The following is a 20,189-nucleotide window of genomic DNA, read 5'->3' as shown; positions in this document are numbered from 1 at the left end:
GGTCTAAATAGGCTGATTCAAGGCATTTACGGGAGAAAAAATCGGCTCAAACATGAAGAAATGAAATGACTGAGTCAGCCGAGAAGAATTTCCCCGCTTATTCGCACCTTCCTTAACACCTAAGCGCCATGTTGAAATTCATAAAAAGGAGTGAGGTACCAGGTATGGACCATAAAAAAAGAATCACTGATTATTCTGAAACTGAGTTTTTAGAGTTTGTTCGCGGAATTTTTAATCCAGTAAATTCTTCTGAAAGTAAAGACGTTGAGAATGTGCTTTATTTTGAGGAGATAACAGAATGTCCAGAGGGTTCTGACCTTATTTTTTACCCTTCAAAAACTCGTGAAGATACTCCTGAGGGGGTTGTAAAAGAAATCAAAGAATGGCGAGCAGCAAATGGTAAACCCGGGTTTAGACCGGAATAATAGCTAACTCATAATTTACAATAATTCCTCAGGCGCAATGTATATGCATTGCGCAGGGGTAAGCGCATCCATGAAAAAGGAGCTATTTTATGGCTTTGACAAGAAATTCATTAGCTATGCTGCTGTAGGGGCTGCCACGCCGTTTTCGACGCCTGATGATGCTTTTTTTGTCCGCTTTTCCCAAACCCTTTCGACCGGCGCGGATACCCAGATGCTGACCAAAGGTACCAGTAAACCTTCTGTGTATATGGGTTACGGTTGGCGTGACTGGTACAGTCGGGAGCTGAAATTGGTCCAGCAATTTAATACTGTATTGTGAACCGTAACATAGAGATGCAGAGCGTATGCTCTGCGTCTCTGCCTTGCCTGTATTAATCTAATAATGGTTTTCTGTTATCTTTCGCTGGCTCTGGCTTGAGTTTTTCAACGGGAATACTGCACATGCTTTCCGCTATTATCCCAAAAAGAGAGTCTTTCGGATAACTTTCCCATTGTCCCACATCCTGTGTCACATGTACGACATCGCCTTCCGCGAACGGTTTGGAAAAATAGGTTCGCGCCATAATAGCACGCTGGTTTTTGTCGCAATTAATCACGTCGATTGCCCGGGAACTCGCTATGTAGACGGGAGGATTTTTTATAATGAGTGTCTTCTCGGCGTAGTTATTGATGAAATAAAAGCGGCGTAAGCGGTCGTTACCCTGATAAGTTGAAATCACCCGAAGATCGATATACGAAGCAATTTTCTTATCTTCAAGGATTTTTATGACGCCTGCCGGTGGCTTGGGGGGAGACTGGGGCTGGGGTTTACTTGTCCCGGTACAACCTGTCAGCATAAGTAATACCAGCCATGTTAGCTTTTTCATTTCGCATCCCCTGCGGATAAATCAGGTCGTAATGTCGTCAGCATGTCAGGCGTTACATATCCCTGAACGGTACAGAGCAATAATGTCCCGTCTTTGCTTTTGCTGAGCATTAACAGCTTTTCGGTACTTTCTTTTGCCGGAGCAATACCTGACACCGCCTGCGCGTTGTCTTCCCACTCACTCGTTGGGTTGATTTTAATCATCGTCTGAGAAACATAATCATCTCCCGCCTTTTTCCAGGACAAATGATCAAGTCTGGACATCACTTCTTCTTGTGACTCTTTGAAAATGAGTCCCCAGTAATAGTACTTACCGTAATTGATTTCATCGAGATTGCTGGTTTGCAGGTAATATCCCGATACCGTCAGATTTAATTCATGCAGCGGTTGAGCAAACCAGATGGTGCGATTGCCGTCTTCAGGGGCTTTGAACCAGGCCTGCGAATGCTTGTTGAGCGTTAAGGGGGCTACGCGGCTGAGTTTGGCTCGCTGATGATAAATCTCGTTGAAAAAGGTTGAGTCGCAGCGGGTCAACGTTTGTGTCAACGTGCTGGCGTGAACCGCGGGTGTGGCTACAGCCATACCTGCTATGAGCCCAATGGAGGAGATGATTTTACGCATGTAATATCCCTATATTAAAAAAAGACCCTGTTTTTATCGGCTTATCAGGATGAGACTTTACGCTTTTTTATTTTGCTTCGTTATCTGGCGTATTCAATGCCTCCCCCGAGTTTTGTACAAAACCTCAACCCTCTCATCTTTAGGTTTACACAGCGGTAACAAAATAGGTACCATACCCCCCTATAGTATCAGGAGGGCGTATGCCGCATTCACCCGAAGATAAAAAACGTATTCTTACCCGCGTCCGCCGCATTCGGGGCCAGGTTGATGCCCTTGAACGCGCGCTGGAGTCGGGCGCCCCCTGTCTGGCCATCCTCCAGCAAATTGCCGCCGTGCGCGGGGCTGCCAATGGCCTGATGGGCGAAATGGTTGAAATTCACCTCAAAGATGAGCTGGTAGCGGGGGAAACCACGCCGGATCAGCGTGCCGTTCGCATGGCGGAAGTCGGCCATTTACTGCGCTCTTATCTAAAATAAATCCACATACCTGACAAGAAGGGAAGACATATGAAATCTCGCGCTGCAGTTGCATTTGGCCCCGGCCAGCCGCTCAAAATCGTTGAAATTGACGTGGCACCGCCGAAGAAAGGCGAAGTGCTGATCAAAATCACCCATACCGGCGTATGTCATACCGATGCGTTTACGCTCTCGGGCGACGACCCGGAAGGTGTCTTCCCGGCGGTGCTCGGCCATGAAGGCGGCGGGATTGTAGTAGAAGTGGGCGAGGGCGTGACCAGCCTGAAGCCGGGCGATCACGTGATCCCGCTGTACACCGCGGAATGCGGCGAGTGTAAGTTCTGTAAATCCGGCAAAACTAACCTCTGCCAGGCCGTTCGCGCCACCCAGGGGAAAGGGCTGATGCCCGACGGGACGACCCGTTTCTCCTACAACGGCGAGCCGGTTTATCACTACATGGGCACCAGCACCTTCAGCGAATACACCGTTTGCGCGGAGATCTCGCTGGCGAAGGTGAACCCGCAGGCGCCGCTGGATAAAGTCTGCCTGCTGGGCTGCGGCGTGACCACCGGTATTGGCGCGGTGCATAACACCGCAAAAGTCAAAGAGGGCGATACCGTGGCGGTGTTCGGTCTCGGCGGCATTGGTCTGGCGGTGATCCAGGGCGCGGTGCAGGCGAAGGCCGGCCGTATCATCGCGGTCGATACCAACCCGGAGAAATTCAGGCTGGCGGGTGAAATGGGCGCGACCGATTTCGTGAACCCGAAAGATCACGAGAAGCCGATTCAGGACGTCATCGTTGAGATGACCGACGGCGGCGTGGACTTCAGCTTCGAGTGTATCGGCAACGTCAACGTGATGCGTTCCGCGCTGGAGTGCTGCCACAAAGGCTGGGGTGAGAGCATCATCATTGGCGTGGCCGGTGCGGGCCAGGAGATTAAAACCCGTCCATTCCAGCTGGTCACCGGGCGCGTATGGCGCGGTTCCGCGTTTGGCGGCGTGAAGGGTCGTACCCAGCTTCCGGGTATGGTTGAAGATGCGATGGTCGGCAAGATTCAGCTCGATCCGTTCATTACCCACCGCTTACCGCTGGAGCAGATCAACGAGGCGTTTGATCTGATGCACGAAGGAAAATCCATCCGTACCGTTATCCATTTCGGCGACAAGTAACTCTTCTGCCAGCGGTTTTTCGCCGCTGGCATTTCTTTAATAATCTTCTCTAAAGTGTGACCAGTGCGGCGTTTTTAGCCGTAATCTAAATCTCTGCCGTGCCGATGACTATTTAACAGGCGTGTTTTTACGCATCTTACCTACAAGAGAGTCGACGGTCATGGACAACACTACTTCGATGCTGGCGCAGCGCAAGCTGGGCTTCTTGCATCACATCAGGCTGGTTCCGCTGTTTTCCTCCATTCTCGGTGGCATTATTCTTCTGTTTGCCTTGAGCTCGGGTCTGGCAGGGTATTTCCTGCTGCAGGCCGATAACGATCAGCAGGATGTCACATCCGAAATTCAGGTGCGTATGGGGCTGTCGAACAGCTCAAACCATCTGCGAACCGCGCGTATCAATCTGATCCACGCCGGTGCGGCAAGCCGTATCGCAGAGATGGATGCGATGAAGCAGAACATCAGCGAGGCGGAAACGCGCATTAAGCAGTCTCAGGAGAGCTTTACCGCCTACATGAATCGCGCCGTGCGTACCGCCGAGGGCGCAGCGCTGGATGCGGAGCTTAAGACCCGGTATGACGCCTATATCGCGGGCATGCAGCCGATGGTGAAATTCGCCAAAAACGGCATGTTCGAAGCGATCATCAATCACGAAAACGAAACGGCGCGTCCGCTGGATGACGCGTACAACGCTGTACTGCTGAAGGCGATTAAGATCCGTACCGACCGCGCCAATGCGCTGACGGCACAGGCGCACAGCCGCACGCAGCTGGGCCTGATGTTTATGGTGGGCGCGTTTGCGCTGGCGCTGGTGCTGACGGCGATGACCTTTGTCGTGCTGCGCCGCACGGTAATCAATCCGCTGCAGCGGGCAGCGAAACGTATCGAGAATATCGCCAAAGGCGACCTGACGATGCCGGACGACGTGGCCGGGCGCAGCGAAATTGGCCGCCTGACGCGGGATCTGCAAACCATGCAGCACTCGCTTGAAAAAACGGTCGGCACCGTGCGTCAGGGGGCGGAGGAGATTTACCGCGGCACCAGCGAGATCTCTGCCGGTAACACCGATCTCTCTTCCCGCACCGAGCAGCAGGCTGCCGCCATCGAGCAGACCGCCGCCAGCATGGAACAGCTGACCGCGACGGTGAAGCAGAACGCCGATAACGCCCATCATGCCAGCAAGCTGGCGGAAGATGCCTCCGGGAAAGCCACCCGCGGCGGCCAGATGGTCTCCGGCGTGGTGAAAACCATGGGCAATATCTCCAGCAGCTCGAAGAAGATCTCTGAAATCACCGCCGTGATTAACAGCATTGCCTTCCAGACCAATATCCTGGCGCTTAACGCGGCGGTAGAAGCGGCGCGGGCGGGTGAACAGGGGCGCGGATTTGCCGTGGTGGCCAGTGAAGTGCGCACCCTGGCAAGCCGCAGTGCGAATGCCGCAAAAGAGATCGAAAGCCTGATCAACGAATCGGTTTCGCTGATCGATCAGGGGTCCGGTGAAGTTGTTGCCGCCGGTAACACCATGAATGAGATCGTCGAAGCGGTGAAGCGCGTCACCGACATCATGCTGGAGATTGCCGCGGCGTCCGATGAGCAGAGTCGCGGTATCGTCCAGGTGAGCCAGGCGATTTCGGAGATGGATAAAGTGACCCAGCAGAACGCCTCGCTGGTGGAAGAAGCCTCCGCAGCGGCGGCGTCTCTGGAAGAACAGGGCGCGCGTCTGACCGAGGCGGTTGGGGCGTTTCGTCTGAGCGGTGCGAAGCCGAACCGTGCGGTGGCGTCAGCGCCAGTGGCGACGAGCGCGCCGTTGCGCCCGGCGGCGACAGTTTCGGGGGATAACTGGGAGACGTTCTGAGTCGCGTGTTTTGTCGGGTGGCGGCTTCGCCTTACCCGACCTACTTGTATTTGTAGGCCCGCGTAAGCGTAGCGCCACCGGGCAAAAAAAAGGGACCTTTCGGTCCCTTTTTTCATTTGTTACTGCTTATCGGGTAACGCGTACGCGATAACGTAATCACCGCGATCCGGCGACTGGCGGGCGCCACCGGCGTTAATGATGATGTACTGCTTACCGGTTTTCGGCGACACGTAGGTCATCGGGCCGGACTGGCTGCCGACCGGCAGGCGGTCTTTCCAGATCTCTTTCCCGGTGGCGGTATCAAACGCGCGCAGGTAGAAATCCTGGGTGCCGGCAAAGAACAGCAGGCCAGACTGGGTTGAGAGCGATGCTCCAAGCGTCGGCATGCCGATTGGGATTGGCATGTGCATGCGAATGCCCAGCGGGCCGGTATCTTCCACCGTGCCAACAGGAACCTGCCACACCAGCTTGCCGGTTTTCAGGTCAACGGCCGACATGGTGCCAAACGGCGGCTTCTGGCACGGAATGCCCAGCGGCGACAGGAAGCGCTCGCGCATCGCGCCGAACGGCGTGCCGTCCATCGGGACAATCCCCATCTCGATGCCGCTGGCATCTTTCGCCACGTTCGCGCGCGGCACCATGTAGTTTGCCAGACCCAGACGCATATCGTTGACGAACATCAGGCTGTTGTTCGGGTCAACGGAGACGCTGCCCCAGTTCATCCCGCCGAGTGAGCCAGGGAACTGCAGGGAACGGTCAAGACCCGGTGGAGTGAAGACGCCCTGATGACGCATCTCTTTAAACTGAATGCGGCACAGCAGCAGGTCGACTGGCGTCGCGCCCCACATGTCGGACTCGGTCAGCGTCTGGTTGCCAATCATCGGCATGCCAACAGAGTACGGCTGGGTTGGGGAGTAGCGTTCACCTTCAACGTTACCCGCCGGGACAGGGCGTTCCTCGACCTTCGCCACCGGCTTGCCGGTTTCGCGGTTAAGCATGAAGATCATGCCCTGCTTGCTGGTCTGCACCAGCACAGGCGTGGTGCCGCCCTTGCCGTCAGGCAGGTCGTACAGCAGCGGCTGGGAAGGCAGGTCAAAGTCCCACAGGTCGTGGTGGGTGGTCTGGAAATGCCAGCGGACCTGGCCGGTGGCCGCGTCGACGGCGACGATGGAGGAACTGTACTTATCGTCCAGCGCGGTACGCTCGCCCGCCCAGAAGTCTGGCGTGGCGTTGCCGGTTGGCAGGTAGATCAGGTTCAGTTTGGCGTCGTAGGACATCGCTGACCAGACGTTCGGCGTGCCGCGGGTGTAGGTCTGGCCTTCCGGCGGCAGGCCGGTCAGGTTCGGATTACCCGGATCCCATGCCCAGGCCAGCTTACCGGTGTGAACGTCGTAGGCGCGAACCACGCCCGGCGGCTCGCCGGTCGAGTAGTTATCCGCGACGCGACCGCCGACGACAACGACGTTCCCGGCCACCAGCGGCGTCGAGGTTTGCTGATAATATCCGGGCTTAATCTCACCCATGCCGACGCTCAGATCCACGGTTCCATGGTCACCGAAGTCGTCGCAGACCTTGCCGGTATCCGCGTTGATGGCAATCAGACGGGCATCGGTGGTGGGCAGGAACAGACGGCGAGGACATGCCGCTGGCTGTGTTTCTGCCTGTGACGTTGTCACGGTGGAGTGGTCTTCAAAATAGCCCAGACCGCGACAGCGCTGCCAGTTAGGGGCCGTGGCTTTGGAATCGTAGCGCCATTTTTCTTTACCGGAATCCACGTCCAGCGCCAGCACTTTACTGTACGGCGTACAGACATACAGCGTGTCGCCAATCTGCAGCGGCGTGTTCTGATCTTCCGCACCCGAGCCGTTGCTCTGCGGAATATCGCCGGTGTGCGCAACCCACGCGACTTTCAGCGAGCTGACGTTTTGCTTGTTAATCTGGTCCAGCGCGGCGAATCGGTCACCGTGGGTGGTGTTGCCCCAGTGCTCCCAGTTCTTTTGCTGCTCGCCGGGTGCGACGGGTTTCACCGGCACGGGCTCGTTCGCTGCCACAAGGGTTTGCGGCTTAAACATCCAGCCGAGGCTGACCAGCATGGCCACCGCGAGCAGCGCCGCGACGCCAAAAGCGGGGGCTTTGTTTGGTGCAGTGTGGTTTGCCGCACGCAGGAAGGGCCAGACGATGGCGCACAGGAACGCCAGCACGGCAAAGGTAAACAGGCGGGAGAAGAGCGGCCAGAAATCCCAGCCCGCATCGCTTACCGCCCAGAACAGCGAGGCAATAAACGCGATGCCGTAAAGCAGGATCCCGCTGGTGCGGTTGAGGAAAATCAGGATCGCGGCAATCACCATTGCCACGCCCATTATCAGGAAGTAACTACTCCCGCCTACGGTGGCGAGCTTAAAGCCCAACCCGCCGACCGCCAGACCGATGAGCATCATCAGTCCGGCAAGAAGCCACTGCAGAATACGCGGTATTCCACGTGGCGCGCTGCCAAATGCCATTTCTCTCTCCTTTAGATCCCGCCGCCGTGTCGGGTATGTACCAGTTGGGTAATAAATGCGGTGGGATTGATGATTAGTACGGGTGAATTCGTTTTTATCAAACCGTTTGTGAACCATTTGGTGAATTCACGGCTATGATAAAACTGTTAAATTGTTTTACGCAATTGTTAATGAATGATTTCGCATTATTTGATTAACGCGCAGGTCTGTTCCCTCGCCCCTTTAGGGGAGAGGGTTAGGGTGAGGGGTATTAAACCGGCATCGATTTACGGATGGCGCTCAGCAGCGTTTGCGCGCCGGTGGAAAGCGGGGTATCTACCCGGGTCAAAATGCCGATAGGTTCACCAGCGCCGGGGGCCGTTACCGGGAGAGCGGTCAGCGTGCCCTGGCGCAAATCATCTTTTACCGCGCCGGAGGGAACGAACCAGACGTAGTCATAGTCGAGGGTGAGCTGGCGTGAAAGCGAGGCTGACAGCGTTTCGATACACCCTGAGGGCAGCGTACACCCCTGCATTTGCAGCAAGGTTTCGGCGGTCTGACGCGGGACGGTCCCTTTCGGGCACACCACCACCGGCCACTCCATGACGCGGCTTAACGTCACCGTGTCCTGCAGCAGAGGGTGATCGGGACGAACCACCAGCTTCAGGGACTCCAGGAACAGCAGCTCGTAATTGAGACCGCCCATCAGTTCAGGGTCGGACATGCGGCCAATCCCGATATCCAGCTCGCCCGATTTCAGCCCCGCGAGCAGCATGGTGTTATTCATGGTGGCAACCTGGATCGTGGTATGCCGTTGCTGCTTGTGGAACTGGCCAATCACCGGCGGAAGAATGCCCAGCGCGGCGGTGGGCAGTGCCCCGACGCGGACGACCTCGCTGGTGTGTTCTTCTTTTCGGTGCAGGGACTGGCCTGCGGTATTGAGCGCATCCAGCACTTTGACGGCGTGCGTAAGGAACTGTTCGCCCACGATGGTAAGCTGCGCCCCCAGCCGACCCCGGTCAAAAAGACGGGCGCCGGTCAGCTGTTCAAGCTCGTTGAGGGTTTTCGAGAGCGCAGGCTGGCTCAGGTTAAGAGTTTCAGCCGCACGCCCCAGCGTTCCCTGTTGAGCGACGGCCACAAATGTATGCAAATGGCGCAAGCGTATGCGCTGACTGAACAGACCATTTTTTTCCATAGGCGATGTTAAAAACAGAGCGATGCGGGTGACAAGCTAAGTTGTTTAATTTTGATAACTTGATAGCAAAATATTTTTAACATTTGATCTGTTTGAGTTACAACATGTTTTTCGGCAGGGGAAGAAAAGTGAACATCCTTGTTCATTTATTGCTCACTGCAGAGAGGGAGGGTTAAGGGGTCAGATCACGCCGTCACCGCCGTCAGAACACCATACCTGGCCGGAGGTAAATGAACATTCATCCGAGGCCAGCGTGACGTACAGCGGGGCAATCTCGACGGGCTGACCCGGACGTCCCAGCGGGGTATCGCCGCCAAACTCCTTCACTTTTTCCATCGGCTGGCCACCGCTGGATTGCAGCACCGTCCAGTAAGGGCCAGGGGCGACCGCGTTGACGCGAATGCCTTTCGGACCCAGCTGCTTGGCTAAGGATTTGGTAAATACCGCCAGGCAGGCTTTGGTCTGGGCGTAGTCCAGCAGCACCGGGCTCGGCTTCACGGCCTGAACGGAGGAGGTATTAATGATAACAGACGAGGCTTTCAGGTGGCGCAGCGCCGCCTTCGTGATCCAGAATGGGGCATAGACGTTGGTTTTAAACGTCGCGTCAAAATCTTCGGTAGTCAGCTCTTCAAGGGATTCACGGAACTGCTGACGACCGGCGTTATTGACCAGAATATCCAGCCCGCCCAGCTTCGAGACGGCTTCTTCGACCAGATTCTGGCAGAAGGTTTCGTCCCGAACGTCCCCCGGCAGCGCGACGGCGTTCCGGCCTTCGGCTTTGATCAGGTCGATGACCTCCGCGGCGTCTTTTTCCTCTTCAGGCAGGTAATTAATGGCCACGTCTGCGCCTTCGCGGGCATAGGCGATGGCCACTGCGCGACCGATACCCGAGTCACCGCCGGTGATCAGCGCTTTTTTACCGGCCAGGCGGCCATGCCCTTTGTAGCTGGTTTCACCGTGGTCGGGTACAGGTTGCATTTCGGATGCCAGTCCCGGTGGCGTTTGCGGCTGTTCCGGGAACGGGGGCTGCGGGTAAGCGTTCGTACGTTGTTGGGTATCACTCATAGCTGACTCCTTAAGCCAAGGGGTGAGATTTGATGGATAACTGCAGCGTTAACGCTTCGCTGAATTATTTCTGCAAACGATCGACACGGACGACAGCAGGAGATGATTTTTTATCAAGCGAACCGTTGATGCTGATCATCTGGTCGGGTTTTACCGTTCTGCCGTCGAAGACTGCCTGGGGAATAATAACGTCGATTTTTCCGGTTTTATCCTGAAATACAAACTTATCGCCGCTACCGTCAATAAGATTACTGCGTAATGAAATGGTCGCACCGTCGTGCAGTTGTTTTGCCTGATCGATGGTCATAATACGCGCGTCATCGGTTCCGCGATATCCGCTATCCAGGGCGTGGGGCGGCGGTGGGGCTTCACCTTTTTGTAACCCGCCGTTATTATCTGCCCATGCGGCCGGAACCAGAAATATCAAAAAAGCGGAAATAAGCGATAATTTCATCGGATATCCTTCATTTTGGGTGTCTTGACTTATTAAGTATTGTTGCTATTCCTTTATGTGGCAAATGTGATAAGTCCTAAAAACAATCGCGTTAGAAATCAAAATTATCGGATAATAAGCGAAACGGTGACGATGGCCATGAAGCATGAAAATGAAAAGTTACCCGGGATAGAGGAAAGATATCGCTTGCTGACGTTTGAATACGCGTTTCGTCAGGTGGGGTTTATTGTTCTGTTAGGTATTATCGTTGCCGCCATTGCCGGTCTGTTTTCAAGCGGAATAGTCAGCGATACGGTAAAAACAAATTCCGCTAAGTCGCTGACCATAAACTATGAGCGCTTTGGGCGGCGGGAGACGGAGACACGGATGCAGCTTGCGTTTCCGGTGAAAACGGAGGGGACCTATACCCTCAGCGTCACCAGCGAGAGTAGCGAGGCGTATGATCCAGGCAGCGTCTGGCCCCAGCCGGACGCCATGTTCAGCCACGGAAACAGCCTTTATTTTGTTTATCACAACCTGAAAAAGACGGACAACTTTTCGGTATTACTCTTTACCACACCGTCCCGAGCCGGTAAATGGAACTCGGTCATCCGCGTAAACAACGAACCGGAGATCACCCTCTGGCAATTTATTTACCCGTAGGAGGCTGATATGGATATGGTCTTTCGTGCGCTGGCGATTTATCTGTTCCTCGTGGTGGTATTTAAAGTGGCCGGGCGACGCGCGCTGCTGCAGATGACCAGCTTTGATCTCATTCTTCTCCTGATAATTAGTGAAGCCACGCAGCAGGCGCTTCTGGGGCAGGATTTTTCCGTCACCGGCGCGATGATTACGATTACCACCCTGGTGGTAGTGGATATTATTTTTGGCCTTATGAAAAAGTATTTTTCCCCGGTAGAGAATATTCTGGACGGAACACCCGTGATTCTGGTGGAAAACGGCATTCCCCTGGCGGATAAACTCAAAAAGGTCGATGTCTCTTGCGATGATATTCTGGTTTCCGCGCGTCAGAATAATGGCATTACCGAAATAAGCCAAATTAAATATGCCATACTTGAGCGCAATGGACATATTTCAATCATTCCTTTTGAGAAATAAGAGGCGGCAAGATGAGCAATCTTTTGCACGATAACGATTACACCGTCGGTGAACTGACAAAAAAACTGGCGAGCAAGTTAACCGATGCCGGGCTGCGCTTAACCACGGCGGAATCCTGCACCGGGGGAAAGCTCTCGGTGGCGCTCTGCGCTGAAGAGAACACGGCCGATTTTTATGATGTCGGGCTGGTGGTGTTCAGCGATGCCGCGAAAGCGCGGATCCTCGGCGTGCGGCCTGAAACGCTGGCGCGCTATACCGCCGTCAGCGAACAGACGGTGACCGAGATGGCCGCCAGCATCCGCGACATTGCCCAGGCGGATATCAGCATCGCCATCAGCGGATACGCTGGCCCGGAAGGGGGCGACGACGGCACGGCGGCGGGGACGGTCTGTTTTGCGTGGAACATACGTGGCGAGACGAAAACCCGTACCGTGCTTTTCTCCGGAGACTGTCAGGACGTGGTGGAAAAAGCGGTGCATTTTTCGCTGGCAGAGCTGGTGACAGCATTGTCGGACGGGCATAACGGTTGAGTTCACGTGGAGGTTCTATGGCTGTCATAGTGATTACCGGTGGGACGGCGGGCGTGGGAAAAGCCACGGCGCTGCGCTTTGCAAAAGCAGGTTACGATGTGGGCCTCATCGCCCGTGATGAGGCAAGCCTGCACTCCACCCAGGAAGAGCTGCGCCGCTTCGGCGTAAATGCGCACGCCGTGCAGGCGGACGTCGCCGACAGTCAGGCGGTGGTGGATGCGGCTAACGAGATTGAGTATCGTCTCGGTGCGATTGATGTCTGGGTCAACAACGCCATGGGGGCCGTGCTGGCACCGTTTCGTACCCTTACGCCGGACGAGTTTCGGCGCGTGACCGAGGTGACATACCTCGGCTACGTGAACGGCACCCGCGCGGCGCTTGAGCTTATGGTTCCGCGCGACAGGGGCGTGATTATTCAGGTTGGGTCCGCGCTGGCCTACCGTTCCATTCCCCTGCAGTCCGCCTACTGCGGGGCCAAAGCGGCGATCCGCGGGTTTACCGATGCGGTGCGCACCGAGCTGATGCATGAGAACAGCCGGGTTCAGCTTTCGATGGTGCAGATGCCGGGGCTCAATACGCCGCAGTTCGAATGGGCAAGGAACAAGTTCGCGTGGGCGATGCGGCCGGTACCGCCGGTGTTCGAGCCTGAAGTCGCCGCCAGCGCCATCTTCAGGGTGGCGCAAAAGCCGGTGCGCGAGCTGTGGGTTGGCAGCAGCACCATTCAGTCGATTGTCGGGCAGTTCCTCTTCCCGGGTTTTCTGGACAGGCTGATGGTGAAGAAAGCCTGGGAAGGTCAGATGACCGACGATCTGAACGCGCCGGACCGCCGGGATTATCTCGACCAGCCGGTTAACGATCTGCACAAAATCCATGGTCGCTTCACTGACGAAGCGAAAACCCGCGCGACGTCCGTGACCTCCGGTATGCCGGGCAAAGTGGCGTTAGGGGCCCTTGCGGTGGCGGGTATTGTGTTGACGCGTTTGATAACCCGCCGGAAACCGTAATCAGCGCAGCGCGCTGCGGTGCGTCCAGAACCAGCGATAGCCGTAGCCGCCAAGGCTGAGCTCGACGGTTTTACCGCAAACCAGCGCGTCATCGTAGCGTTTGTCCGCGAGACAGGCGGTCCAGGTCGTGTTGCGGATCCCCTTCACGGTGAACTGCACCGGCTGGTCACTGAAGTTAACAAAGGTCAGGATGCTGCGTTCTTCGGTCTCGTAATAGATCCCCAGCACCGCGTCACTATCGATCGTGAGGAGCCGAAAGGGCGCAACGGCAATTTCGGGGAACTCCGAGCGGGTATTGGCGATATCAATGATGCGGTGCAGGAGCGAGTTGCGGTGGAGCAGCGAATCAGCGACGTTGATTTTTTGATAGCGGTAAGGACCGCGGTCAATAATCGGCGCGATAAATTTTTCCGGGTCGGCTGCCGAAAAACCGCCGCCTTGCGATCCCGCCCACTGCATGGGGGTGCGCACAGCGTAGCGCTCCTCCAGATCGAGGTCATCTCCCATGCCGATCTCATCGCCATAGCGCATCACCGGAACGCCGGGCAGGGAAAAGAGTACCGCGTGGCAGAACGCCAGCCGCTTCAGATCGCCGTTGAGCATCGGCGCCAGGCGGCGGCGGATCCCGCGCTGGTAGACGTTCATCTCGTCGTCAGGGGCGAAGGTATCGAGGACAAACTGTTTGTCTTTCTGGCTGATGCCCTCCAGATCCAGCTCGTCGTGATTGCGCAGCCAGTTGGCAAAACAGCATGAATCGGGCGGGACGATCATTTTCTTCACCGCGTTGCGCAGCGGACGGGCGCTTTTGCGGGCCAGGCTGACGTAAAAATACTTGTTGAGCCAGAAATTGAGCACCAGATTCAGGCGGTCATTATTGCCAAAGTAGTCCTGATAGGCCTCCACCTCGACGTCCACTTCACCCAGCAGGATCGCGTCCGGATTATGCTCCTCAATCAGACGGCGCATATGTTCGAGGATCCACAGCCCCTTTTTTTCATCACCGTTTCCCGCCTGCGTGGTCAGGTGGGAGGCGGCATCCAGGCGGAACCCCGACACGCCCAGCTTGAGCCAGAAGAGGATGATGTTCTCGATCTCTTTCAGCACCGCGGGCGAGGTCAGGTTCAGGTCCGGTTCGTGGCGATAGAACATGTGCCGGTAGTATTGTCCCGCTTCGTCATCCCAGGTCCAGATGCTCTCCTCCACGCCGGGAAACATGGGGGGCGTATCGTCGTCGTCACTATCTGACCAGAGGTAGTAATCCCGATAGGGTGACGCCGGGTTACGGCGGGCCTGCTGGAACCAGGGATGCGCGTCAGAGGTGTGCTGGATCAGCAGTTCAATAATGACCTGCATGCCCAGCTCGCGGGCCTGTTCAATAAAGGCGATGATATCGGCCAGCTTTCCGAAGCGGGGATCCACCTGGAGATGGTCGCTGACGTCATAGCCTTCATCGAGAAAGGGCGTGAGGTAAAACGGGGTGATCCAGATAACCGTCGCCCCCATGCGGCGAATGTACCGCAGCTTGGCCGCTATCCCGGCGATGTCCCCGCAGCCATCGCCGTTCAAATCATAAAAGAGTGCGGTATCAATCTGGTAAATAATGGCCCGTGTATGCCAGTCCGTCATAGCGTGCCTCAGTGATAGCCTTCAGTATCCGAAACCTTGCCCCGGAACACGTAGTAGCTCCAGGCGGTGTACACCAGGATCACCGGAATAATCAGTAACGTCCCAACCAGCATAAACAGCTGGCTGGCAGGCGGGGCCGCGGCCTCCCACAGAGTGATACGCGGCGGAATAATGTTCGGCCAGAGGCTGATACCCAGTCCGCTGAACCCGAGGAAGATCAGCCCCAGCGTCAGCAGGAAAGGGCGCGCGTGGCTGTCCGGATTGCGGGTCAGGCGCCAGATCAGCACGCTGAAGATCCCGACCAGCAGCGGAACCGGCAGGAACCAGAAGAAGTTGGGCAGGGTAAACCAGCGGTCGGCGACGTACTGCCAGCCGAGCGGCGTCCAGACGCTGACCACCGCGATAACCACCATCAGCGCCAGCAGCACGTGGCGGGTCAGTTCGCGCATGCGTTGTTGCAGCGCGCCTTCGCTTTTCATGATGAGCCAGGTGGTGCCCAGCAGCGTGTAGGCGACGACCAGACCGATGCCGCAGAAGAGGTTGAAAGGCGTGAGCCAGTCCAGCGAAGAGCCGACAAAACGTCGGCCCTCCACGTCAAAGCCGTTGATCACGGCGCCCACCACCACGCCCTGGCTGAAGGTGGCGAGCAGGGAGCCGCCGGCAAAGGAGTAGTCCCAGAATTTGCGGTGTGAAGGGGTGGCTTTGAAGCGGAACTCAAAGGCAACGCCGCGAAAGATGAGGCCGATCAGCATCGCGGTGAGGGGGATGGTCAGCGCATCAATGATCACCGCATAGGCCAGCGGAAACGCGCCGAACAGCCCCGCGCCGCCGAGCACCAGCCAGGTCTCGTTGCCGTCCCAGACGGGCGCCACGCTGTTAACCATCACATCGCGCTCTTTGGCATCGCCCACGAAGTTAAACAGCAGGCCAATCCCCAGATCGAAGCCGTCCATAATGATATACATCAGCGTGGCAAACACGATGATGGCAAACCAAATCACTGAGATATCGACGCCCATCAGATTCTCTCCTCTTCCGGAACAGACTCCGCGGCTGACAGCGGACGGGCAGGCGTGCCCGAGGTGTTTGACGTCAGCGTATCAACGGGCTGAGGACCTTTCTTAATCAGCCGGATGAGATAAACATAGCCCACGCCAAATACGGATGAGTAGACGACGAAGAACGCCAGCAGGCTAATGCTCATCTGCAGGGTGCTGTGCAGCGATACCGCGTCGATGGTGCGCAGGTAGCCATAGACAACCCACGGCTGACGGCCCACTTCGGTGGTCACCCAGCCGGCAAGCAGCGCGACCAGCCCCGCAGGCCCCATGCAGAGGGCAAACCACTGGAACGGACGCGAGTGGTAAAGTCGATGGCGATAGCGTAGCCAGAGGCTGAGCAGACCGAGGGTAATCATCAGCAGACCCATCCCCACCATAATGCGGAACGACCAGAAAACGATGGTCGAGTTGGGGCGATCCTCTTTCGGGAAGTCTTTCAGGGCCGGGACCTGTTTATCCAGGCTGTGCGTCAGAATCAGGCTGCCGAGCGCGGGGATCTCCAGGCCGTATTTGGTGCGCTCTTCCTCCATATCCGGCAGGCCAAACAGCAGCAGCGGGGTGGCCTCGCCGGGCGGATTTTCCCAGTGACCCTCAATAGCGGCGATTTTGGCTGGCTGATGCTCAAGCGTGTTCAGGCCGTGCATATCGCCCACCACCGCCTGGATAGGGGCGACCAGCAGCGCCATCCACATCGCCATCGAAAACATGGTGCGAACGGCGGGCGTATCGTTACCGCGCAGCAGATGCCAGGCGGCCGACGCGCCGACAAACAGCGCGCTGCTCAGGAACGCGGCGATAGCCATATGAATAAGACGGTACGGGAAGGAGGGGTTAAAGACGATTGCCAGCCAGTCCTGCGGGATAACCTGCCCGTTTTCGATAGTGAAACCCTGCGGCGTATGCATCCAGCTGTTAGAGGCGAGGATCCAGAAGGTCGACATCAGCGTGCCGAGCGCCACCATGCAGGTCGAAAAGAAGTGCAGCCCCGGGCCGACCTTGTTCCAGCCGAACATCATAACGCCAAGGAATCCGGCCTCCAGGAAGAAGGCGGTTAATACCTCGTAGGTCAGAAGCGGGCCGGTAATGCTGCCCGCGAACTGGGAGAACCCGCTCCAGTTGGTGCCAAACTGGTACGCCATCACCAGCCCGGAAACGACGCCCATGCCGAAGTTAACGGCAAATATCTTTAGCCAGAAGTGGTACAACGATCGCCAGACGTCGTTTTTGGTGCGCAGCCACATGCCCTCCAGCACCACCAGGTAGCTGGCGAGACCGATGGTGATCGCAGGAAACAGGATGTGGAACGAGACGGTAAAAGCGAACTGAATTCTAGCCAGATGAAACGCATCGAGTTCGAACATGGTCCGTACCTCTGAGACGATGGGGCACGCGAATTGCCGGGCAGGTCAGGCCTGCCCGGCAAACCGATTACGGTTTAGTCTTACCGGCACCCAGCTCGGCACCGGTCAGCGGGTCGGAATGTGGATCGGACTTCGTGCGGGCAGACATCGCCTTAACCAGGGTTGCCTGCTCGGTTGTGAGCGTCACGCTGGCACTGCCATCGCCGCCATCCACCGCAGGCTGGGGGGACTCAACGTAATCGAAATGTTTATCGCTGTTCCAGCTTCCGCGAACCTCTCCACCTTCAGACATATTGTAGTACTTGTTGGTGAATTCCTCGATTGGCGGCAGTTTTCCCGGTGGGAAATTATTACGGATGGACTGCAGCGCCTTCTCAAAGGAGAGCTGATGCGCCGCCTCACGCGTCATCAGAAACGCCAGGGCATCTTTAACGCCGGGATCGTCAGTCACGTTGATCAGCCGTTCATAGATGATTTTGGCTCTGGCCTCGGCCGCCACGTTCGAACGCAGATCCGCCGTCGGCTCGCCAATGGTGTCGACGTAGGCCGCCGTCCAGGGTACGCCCGCTGAGTTGGTTAGCGGGGTTCCGCCGCCGTAGAGCAGGGAGGTGATGTGGCTGTCATTGCCGTTTTCGGTCATGGAGCGATACAGCTCGGCCTCATTTTCCACCCCTTCCGCCAGCGCGCCCTTGGCACCTTTATTCAGCATACCGACCAGGGTACCGATGATTTCGAGGTGGCTTAACTCCTCGGTCGCGATATCCATCAGCATGTCTTTACGGCCCGGATCGTCATCGCTCAACCCTTGCGTAAAGTAACGGCAGGCGGCGGCCAGTTCACCCTGCGGTCCGCCAAATTGTTCCAGTAAAAGGTTCGCCAGGCCGGGATTCGGTTCGGCGACGCGAACCGTGTATTGCAGCTGTTTGACGTGTCGAAACATGCTCACTCTCCTGTGGGTTATTTTTTCGCTTCGACACCCGCCGCGTCTGAACGCAGCAGGAACTGTTCCGTCGTTTGCGGGATATGACGAATCAGCCAGTCGGCCATTTCGCGCTCTTCGGCGAGGATCGTCTCAATAGCGGGTATCGAGGCGGTGTCACCCGCTTTTTTGGCCGCCGCCAGCAGGGAGGTATAGCAGGCGATTTCAAACTGTTCGAAAACATAGCCGCTGATCGAGCCCTTCACGATTTCGTCAGAAGGGAACATGCCGCCGATGGATTGTCCCAGCGCCGCCATTTTGCTCATCGAGTCTTTTAAGACCGAACGAGAAATATCATTACGGTCGAGGATTTCCTCCAGCAATGTGATTTGCCGTTTTGTCTCATTAATATGTTGCTCAATTCTGGCGCGAACATCAGGATAATTATCGATACGGCTGGCCATGGATTCCAGCATAGATTCGGCTTGCTTTTCCATTGCATGGGCATCGCGTAGCCAGTCATGGTAGTGTTCTACGTGATTCATCATTGTATCCTCATTAGGGGTTCGCTTATTTGGTCTCACTTTCAGCAGCCTGATCGGCACGTGCGGCACTGTAGCCAGATAAATGGCCGACAATATTGGCATAAATACTGATGATAATGACCCATAGCACGCTGTTCTTCCACCAGATGACGGAAGGGATAGCGAGAATGAACCATATTATCGCTGCCGCTAAATGGCACCGTTTAATTGTCCTGGGACTGATGCTCATTTTATTTAACCTGTATTGTCGCGTCATTTCTGCGCTTTTTGGTTAATATTGCCAACGGCCAGGTCGGTGAGTTTAAGGTCGGTCTCTTTCTCTTCTTCCAGCGTTTCGGCAAGAAGCTTAACGGCTTTTTTATAGCCGAGCTGTTCTGCCAGGGTGGCAAGGGTACCGTAGCTGGCTATTTCGTAATGCTCCACTTTTTGCGCAGCGGCAATTAATGCGGCATCACGGACTTCATTTTTTTCCGTGCTTTCGATGACTTCATTAGCTTCTTCAATTAAGCCTTCCATTGCGACGCATTTCATGCGCTTGAGCTTGATGCCGTCTTCCTGTTCCACGATCTGGTCGATGCGTTCGATCTGACCTTGCGTCTCTTCAAGGTGTGCGGTAAAGGCGGCGCTCAGCTTCTCGCTGGAGGCGGCGCGGGCAAGTTTGCTTAACGCTCGGGTAAGCTGCTTTTCTGCGCTGTAGGTATCCGACAGAAGATGAATAAATACATCCTCTACATTTTTCATATTCATAATTATTACGCTCCGGTAAAATAAAGAAAGGGTACTGCGAGCTTTTCAGCCCGCAGCATGCTCTCTGGTTTTATTAAAAGAGTAGTAAATAAGATCAGGAGTTATCAGATTTACGGCCTCCGCCGTGACTGTTCTGTCCCCCTTTCTTACCCGCTTCAGATGCGCGTTGCGGATCGTTTTTAAAATTACCACCGCTGTGCTGGCCACCTTTACGTCCAGCTTCTGATGCTTTTTCACGGTCTTCAGCGAAATTACCGGAACCACCACGATGCTCTGCCATATTAAACCTCATAGTCATATATTGGTTATGTCAGTACGATACGAAAATATTCCGTATCACTCGTCGTTCGAGTAATAACTCTAGTCGCTGTGTGCGATCCGTCAAATGCGTTTTGCTATTTGCAGTTGCGTTATTTTTAAATATTTGTAAATTTGCGCTTCGCTTGCGTTGGAAATATGGATAGACAGGAAGGACTTGTAAACAACTGTTCAGATTAATCCTAACTTTGAGCTAAAAATTTGAAAGCTGAGGATAAAAATAATGACGCACTCAAATTGGTTGATTTGCAGTCAGGGGAAAATAAAAAATACTCCTTTATAGCTAAATAGCTGCGCCTAATACCGCTACACTTTTGCCTGACCATGTTTTCCTCCGGGGAATGGGCTGGCGGTTTCCATAAAATGGCGGACCTTTTTCAGTAACTGCCACATTGAGC

At 55.6% G+C, this 20,189-nt stretch carries 24 protein-coding genes; 9 read left to right on the top strand and 15 right to left on the bottom strand.

From position 1 onward, the window contains the following. Positions 1 to 164: 164 nt before the first annotated feature. On the top strand, positions 165 to 425 hold the full coding sequence (locus tag FHC48_RS22305; protein ID WP_072253910.1) for a bacteriocin immunity protein: 261 nt from the start codon (positions 165 to 167) through the stop codon (positions 423 to 425). A gap of 70 nt (positions 426 to 495) precedes the next feature. Beyond that, the gene (locus tag FHC48_RS22300; protein WP_032676797.1) at positions 496 to 744 is read left to right on the top strand and encodes a hypothetical protein; all 249 of its coding nucleotides are present in this window, start codon (positions 496 to 498) and stop codon (positions 742 to 744) included. Between the two features lie 52 nt (positions 745 to 796). Here the strand turns inward: FHC48_RS22300 and FHC48_RS22295 are convergent, their stop codons facing one another. Next, entirely contained in the window at positions 797 to 1,291 is a 495-nt protein-coding gene (locus FHC48_RS22295) for a surface-adhesin E family protein (RefSeq protein ID WP_227028268.1), read from the bottom strand. Beyond that, positions 1,288 to 1,911: a hypothetical protein gene (locus tag FHC48_RS22290; protein WP_059364315.1), complete on the bottom strand. Its 624-nt coding sequence runs from the start codon at positions 1,909 to 1,911 to the stop codon at positions 1,288 to 1,290. Before FHC48_RS22290 ends, FHC48_RS22295 begins: the two co-directional genes overlap by 4 nt. A 200-nt stretch (positions 1,912 to 2,111) precedes the next feature. On the opposite strand from FHC48_RS22290, the gene FHC48_RS22285 reads away from it, so the two are divergent. From FHC48_RS22285 to FHC48_RS22275, 3 genes are all read left to right on the top strand, one after another. Then, positions 2,112 to 2,387: a metal/formaldehyde-sensitive transcriptional repressor gene (locus tag FHC48_RS22285; RefSeq protein ID WP_059364313.1), complete on the top strand. Its 276-nt coding sequence runs from the start codon at positions 2,112 to 2,114 to the stop codon at positions 2,385 to 2,387. A gap of 30 nt (positions 2,388 to 2,417) precedes the next feature. Then, positions 2,418 to 3,536, top strand: coding sequence for an S-(hydroxymethyl)glutathione dehydrogenase/class III alcohol dehydrogenase (locus FHC48_RS22280; protein ID WP_021242543.1), 1,119 nt, complete (start codon positions 2,418 to 2,420; stop codon positions 3,534 to 3,536). 160 nt (positions 3,537 to 3,696) lie between these two features. Beyond that, on the top strand, positions 3,697 to 5,388 hold the full coding sequence (locus FHC48_RS22275; protein ID WP_045410107.1) for a methyl-accepting chemotaxis protein: 1,692 nt from the start codon (positions 3,697 to 3,699) through the stop codon (positions 5,386 to 5,388). A 119-nt stretch (positions 5,389 to 5,507) separates the two neighbouring features. Here FHC48_RS22275 and FHC48_RS22270 read toward each other — a convergent pair whose 3' ends face one another. From FHC48_RS22270 to FHC48_RS22255, 4 genes are all read right to left on the bottom strand, one after another. Beyond that, complete coding sequence (locus FHC48_RS22270; RefSeq protein WP_059364310.1) at positions 5,508 to 7,889, bottom strand: glucose/quinate/shikimate family membrane-bound PQQ-dependent dehydrogenase; 2,382 nt, start codon at positions 7,887 to 7,889, stop codon at positions 5,508 to 5,510. A 250-nt stretch (positions 7,890 to 8,139) separates the two neighbouring features. Continuing rightward, positions 8,140 to 9,063 carry a LysR substrate-binding domain-containing protein gene (locus FHC48_RS22265; protein WP_021242540.1) on the bottom strand — a complete coding sequence of 308 codons (924 nt, stop codon included), beginning with the start codon at positions 9,061 to 9,063 and terminating at the stop codon, positions 8,140 to 8,142. Positions 9,064 to 9,243: 180 nt separating this feature from the next. Beyond that, positions 9,244 to 10,128, bottom strand: a complete 885-nt coding sequence (locus tag FHC48_RS22260; RefSeq protein WP_021242539.1) for an SDR family oxidoreductase — start codon at positions 10,126 to 10,128, stop codon at positions 9,244 to 9,246. Between the two features lie 64 nt (positions 10,129 to 10,192). Continuing rightward, positions 10,193 to 10,582: a YdeI family stress tolerance OB fold protein gene (locus FHC48_RS22255; RefSeq protein WP_220420602.1), complete on the bottom strand. Its 390-nt coding sequence runs from the start codon at positions 10,580 to 10,582 to the stop codon at positions 10,193 to 10,195. A 138-nt stretch (positions 10,583 to 10,720) separates the two neighbouring features. Here FHC48_RS22255 and FHC48_RS22250 point away from each other — a divergent pair, with 138 nt between their 5' ends. The 4 genes from FHC48_RS22250 to FHC48_RS22235 are packed head-to-tail and all read left to right on the top strand — an operon-like array spanning position 10,721 to position 13,214. Then, complete coding sequence (locus FHC48_RS22250; RefSeq protein WP_059364339.1) at positions 10,721 to 11,224, top strand: hypothetical protein; 504 nt, start codon at positions 10,721 to 10,723, stop codon at positions 11,222 to 11,224. A 9-nt stretch (positions 11,225 to 11,233) separates the two neighbouring features. Then, positions 11,234 to 11,680 (top strand): DUF421 domain-containing protein, encoded by a 447-nt coding sequence (locus tag FHC48_RS22245; protein ID WP_023327438.1) that lies wholly within the window; start codon positions 11,234 to 11,236, stop codon positions 11,678 to 11,680. 11 nt (positions 11,681 to 11,691) lie between these two features. Next, complete coding sequence (locus tag FHC48_RS22240; protein WP_039025104.1) at positions 11,692 to 12,210, top strand: 2-oxo-tetronate isomerase; 519 nt, start codon at positions 11,692 to 11,694, stop codon at positions 12,208 to 12,210. 17 nt (positions 12,211 to 12,227) lie between these two features. After that, entirely contained in the window at positions 12,228 to 13,214 is a 987-nt protein-coding gene (locus FHC48_RS22235; RefSeq protein WP_039025103.1) for an SDR family oxidoreductase, read from the top strand. Here FHC48_RS22235 and FHC48_RS22230 read toward each other — a convergent pair whose 3' ends face one another. The 9 genes from FHC48_RS22230 to FHC48_RS23605 all read right to left on the bottom strand — a co-directional run. Continuing rightward, entirely contained in the window at positions 13,215 to 14,840 is a 1,626-nt protein-coding gene (locus FHC48_RS22230; RefSeq protein WP_021242536.1) for an alpha-amylase family protein, read from the bottom strand. A gap of 8 nt (positions 14,841 to 14,848) precedes the next feature. Next, on the bottom strand, positions 14,849 to 15,859 hold the full coding sequence (cydB, locus tag FHC48_RS22225; RefSeq protein ID WP_032651830.1) for a cytochrome d ubiquinol oxidase subunit II: 1,011 nt from the start codon (positions 15,857 to 15,859) through the stop codon (positions 14,849 to 14,851). After that, the gene (locus FHC48_RS22220) at positions 15,859 to 17,262 is read right to left on the bottom strand and encodes a cytochrome ubiquinol oxidase subunit I (RefSeq protein ID WP_021242535.1); all 1,404 of its coding nucleotides are present in this window, start codon (positions 17,260 to 17,262) and stop codon (positions 15,859 to 15,861) included. The genes cydB and FHC48_RS22220 overlap by 1 nt, the downstream gene beginning before the upstream one ends. A 67-nt stretch (positions 17,263 to 17,329) precedes the next feature. Then, positions 17,330 to 18,202, bottom strand: coding sequence for a manganese catalase family protein (locus FHC48_RS22215; protein WP_008502274.1), 873 nt, complete (start codon positions 18,200 to 18,202; stop codon positions 17,330 to 17,332). Between the two features lie 17 nt (positions 18,203 to 18,219). Then, positions 18,220 to 18,726: a ferritin-like domain-containing protein gene (locus tag FHC48_RS22210; protein WP_059364308.1), complete on the bottom strand. Its 507-nt coding sequence runs from the start codon at positions 18,724 to 18,726 to the stop codon at positions 18,220 to 18,222. Positions 18,727 to 18,751: 25 nt separating this feature from the next. Beyond that, positions 18,752 to 18,955, bottom strand: a complete 204-nt coding sequence (locus tag FHC48_RS22205; RefSeq protein ID WP_008502273.1) for a hypothetical protein — start codon at positions 18,953 to 18,955, stop codon at positions 18,752 to 18,754. Between the two features lie 23 nt (positions 18,956 to 18,978). Beyond that, a complete protein-coding gene (locus FHC48_RS22200) occupies positions 18,979 to 19,473 on the bottom strand; it encodes a ferritin-like domain-containing protein (protein WP_059364306.1) in 495 nt (164 codons plus the stop codon). A 94-nt stretch (positions 19,474 to 19,567) separates the two neighbouring features. Continuing rightward, a complete protein-coding gene (locus FHC48_RS22195; protein ID WP_004150795.1) occupies positions 19,568 to 19,753 on the bottom strand; it encodes a general stress protein in 186 nt (61 codons plus the stop codon). Between the two features lie 344 nt (positions 19,754 to 20,097). Continuing rightward, positions 20,098 to 20,189 (bottom strand): hypothetical protein (locus tag FHC48_RS23605; RefSeq protein ID WP_039391442.1); only part of this gene is annotated, 92 nt, incomplete at its 5' end.

Source organism: Enterobacter sp. EC_50, from assembly GCF_019584525.1.
GTDB lineage: Bacteria > Pseudomonadota > Gammaproteobacteria > Enterobacterales > Enterobacteriaceae > Enterobacter > Enterobacter roggenkampii.
This window is presented reverse-complemented; position numbering and strand designations above follow the sequence as displayed.